The sequence below is a fragment of the Geminicoccus flavidas genome, assembly GCF_009806515.1.
Taxonomy (GTDB): Bacteria; Pseudomonadota; Alphaproteobacteria; order Geminicoccales; family Geminicoccaceae; genus Geminicoccus; species Geminicoccus flavidus.
The window spans coordinates 1-3,430 of the sequence record NZ_WUJP01000820.1 but is presented as its reverse complement, the minus strand read 5'-3'; the positions used below and the strand labels follow the sequence as shown (position 1 = coordinate 3,430).

3 protein-coding genes are annotated in these 3,430 nt (G+C 69.7%); 2 read left to right on the top strand and 1 reads right to left on the bottom strand.

All coding sequences use genetic code 11. The features are described 5' to 3' along the window. Nucleotides 1-1,008: CRTAC1 family protein (locus EQG76_RS23575; RefSeq protein WP_159716880.1), on the top strand; the 1,008-nt coding region annotated here is incomplete at its 5' end. A gap of 49 nt (nucleotides 1,009-1,057) precedes the next feature. Further along, nucleotides 1,058-2,908 (top strand): adenylate/guanylate cyclase domain-containing protein, encoded by a 1,851-nt coding sequence (locus tag EQG76_RS23570; RefSeq protein WP_159716877.1) that lies wholly within the window; start codon nucleotides 1,058-1,060, stop codon nucleotides 2,906-2,908. A 277-nt stretch (nucleotides 2,909-3,185) separates the two neighbouring features. On the opposite strand, the gene EQG76_RS32435 is transcribed toward EQG76_RS23570, so the two are convergent. Next, the coding region (locus EQG76_RS32435) for a hypothetical protein (protein WP_235031529.1) at nucleotides 3,186-3,430 on the bottom strand (245 nt) is incomplete at its 5' end.

Below are 3,430 nucleotides of genomic sequence, written 5' to 3'. Positions count from 1 at the left end.
GCCTTCGACCGCAAGGGCGGGGGCAAGTACGGCTTCCTGGTGGCGGCCTATGGCGGGCCGATTCGGCTGTTCGAGATCGACGCCAGCCAGGGCCGGCTGATCGATTCCGCCCCGGCCGTGCATCTGGACGAGATCGTGGGCGCCAACGGCTTCGCCATTGCGCCCCTGGAAGGCGAGGTCACCGGCCTGTTCGTGGCTTCCGCGATCGGGCCGGACCTGTTCTTCCGCGCCAAGCCGGAGCGTACCTTCGCCGAGGTCGGCGCCAGCCTCGGCCTGTGCACCGAGCCGGGCGCGCAGGCTGCCCTGCCGGTCGACCTCGACCAGGACGGCCGGCTCGACCTCCTGCAGGTCGGCACGAGCGGATCGCACCGGATGATGGTGCGCCGGGGCGAGGCCGGCTGGCACGACGTGGCACCGGCCTTGTTCGCCGAGCCGTCGCCGGTGCGCGGCGTGGTCGCCGCCGACTTCGACAATGACGGCTACCAGGAGATCTTCCTGCACCACCAGGGCGAGCCGAACCGTCTGTTCGGCTGGCGCGAGGGCCGCTGGCGCTCGCTCGACCCGGGCGACGCGCTGGAGCCGGCGGCGCCAGGCCTGGGCTGCATCGCCGCCGACCTGGATGGCGACGGCCGGCTGGAACTGCTGACCAGCTATGGCGAGAGCGGCGAGGGGCGGCTCGGCTGGTTCGCCCTGGCAAAGGACAACGACCATCACTGGATCCGAATTGCCCCCTGCACCGCGGCCGGCGCGCCGGCCCGGGGCGCCCGCGTGACGATCGAAGCGGGCGGGCGGCGCCAGGTGCGCATGATCGACACGGGCAGCGGCTATCTCTCGCAGAACGAGCCGGTCGCCCATTTCGGGCTGGCCCAGGAGCGCCATGTCGATCGTGTCACCATCCTGTGGCCGGACGGCACCGAGATGTCGCTGCATCACCTGCCGGCCGACCGCACCCATTCGGTCCAGCATCCGGCCCGGCTGCGTGATCCGGTGAGCCGGCTCAGCCGCTGACCACCTGTTCCCCCTTTCACAGGTGCGAGCGGCCGGCCAGACTGGCCGCGTGAAGGGGAACGTCAATCCAACGCGCCGGCACTACCGCATCGGCCTGGGCCCGCTGCTGACCGGCGGCTCGGTCCTGTTCGTATCGGCAGTGACCGTCATCATGGTGCTGTTCGCGCTGGTCAGCGCCCGCGAGGCGGCGATCGAGCCGCTGCGCCAGGGCACCAGGCTGTTCGTCGACGCGCTGGCGGCGCGGATCCGCGACCATCTGCAGACCGCGCAGAACCAGGGCGACTTCATCTCGGGCGTGGTGGCCCGCGACTTGGCCGAGGGGGCCGGCGCCGCCCAGTTGACCGGGACGCTCACGGCCTCGCTGGCCGCAGCCCCGCAGGTCGCCTCCATCGTCTATCTGCGCCCCGATCTGACCGGGCTGGAGGTGAGCCGCGAGCCCAGCGGCCCGGCGCGCGTGCAGATCCTGGACCTGTCGGGCAATGTGGAGGCGCACCGGCACGCCCGGGAGGTGCGCGAACAGGAGGGAGGTAGCTGGGGCCAGCCCATCACCCTTGCCAGCAATCCCGGCCTCGCCGTGCTGAACTACCGGGTGCCGCTGCGGGACCCGCATCGCGGCGCCGAGCCGGGCATGATCGTGGTGACGCTGCGCTCGGACCGGCTCTCGCGCTTCATGCGGGAACTGGCCGCCCCGCCCGTTCGGGCCGCCTTCATCCTCTACGGCAGCGACCGGGTCCTGGCCTATCCCGGCTTCGACGGCAGCATGGGGAGCATGCCGAAGCTGGCCGAGATGCGTGACCCGGCGCTGCGGGCCCTGGTCCGCCCCTCGCCGGACGAGAGCTTCTTCAGCGAACGGGTGGACGGCACCCTCACGCTCCGCCAGGTGGATGGCCGCCAGCTCCTTTATCTGCTGCGCGATCTTCCGGGCTTTGCGCCCGAAACCCTGTGGGTCGGCGCCTATGTCGACCTGAACGATGTCGGGGTCGGGGCGGACCGCTTCTACATGATCGCGATGGTCGGGCTGTCGATCGTCGTGGCCGCCGCGGTGATGGCGGCACTGCTGGCGCGGCGGCTCACCAGCAGCATCCGGAACCTTGCCGACATCGCCGCGGCGATCGGCCGGGTCGAGCTCGACGAGCTTCGCCTGCCCCGGGCCTCGCGGGTGCGCGAGCTGGACGAGCTGGCGCGGGCCTTCACCCTGTCGCTGCGCACCATCGACGCGTTCGCGACCTATGTGCCGCGCCAGTTGGTGCGCCAGCTCCTGGCGATCGACCCGGCCGACCGTCCGCCGTCCGAGCAGCGCGAGCTGACCGTGATGTTCACCGACCTGTCGGGCTTCTCCCGCTTGGCGGAGCACCTGTCGGCCGAGGCGACCGCGCGGCTGCTGAACGACCATTTCCGTCGGCTGACCGCCTGCATCGTCGCGGAGGGCGGCACGGTCGACAAGTTCCTGGGGGATGCGGTCATGGCCTTCTGGGGCGCGCCGGAACGGCAGGCGAACCACGCGGCACGGGCGATCCGGGCTGCCCTGGCCATGCAGGAAGCCTACCAGGACGACCCGCTGCTGCGCGACCACGGCCTGGGCCTGCGCATCGGGTTGCATACCGGGACCGTGCTGGTCGGCGACATCGGTACCGCCGAGCGGCTGAACTACACGATCGTGGGCGATGCTGTGAACGTGGCGGCCCGGCTGGTGGATTTGGGCCACCAGGCCGGCGGCGGCAGGGAGGTGGTGGTCCTGCTGTCCGAGACCACGGTGCACGCGGCCGGTGCCGAAGCGATCGTCGAGGATCTGGGCGATCAGCGGATGCGCGGCCGCTTTCGCGCCCAGCGGGTCTACCGGCTGCCGCGCCGGCTGCTGCCTGATGCTGAGCTGGGTGGCAGTCCAACTTCGCATCCTTGAAGCGAAGCCGCCAGATTGCATGTATGACTTTAGTTATAGCGCGCTATAGCCTCGACTTGGGTAAGACTGTTACACGGTTTACACATGTTGATATATTGTGCTGCTCCTGCTGCAAGCGCTAGATTGCATTCGCTGGATCGAAATCGATCGGGCATCAACCACTCTGCATTGTCTCTTGGTTACCGCATTGACATCTTATTCCGACTGAGGCGGCCCGGCTGATTGTCCTCTGCGCCGGGCCGCTCTTTTTTTCGTCGGCTGTGGTGGAGTCAGCGGCTCAGGGACGCGGCCGGCCGAGCCAGTCGGCGAGGATCGCCGACACATCGCTTGTCAGCCGATAAGCTTGGCGCTCCGGCCGGTTCAGCAGCTCCAACGCAAGATCGGGCAGATCCGCCGGTCGATCGCAGACAACCAATCCGTGCCTAGCCGCGAGCCTGCGGGCCAGGGGCGTCTGGTCGTTGGCCGGATGCAGGGCACTGGTTTCGCCCTTGCGTGGGAACAGGATGATCGGGACGCCCGCGC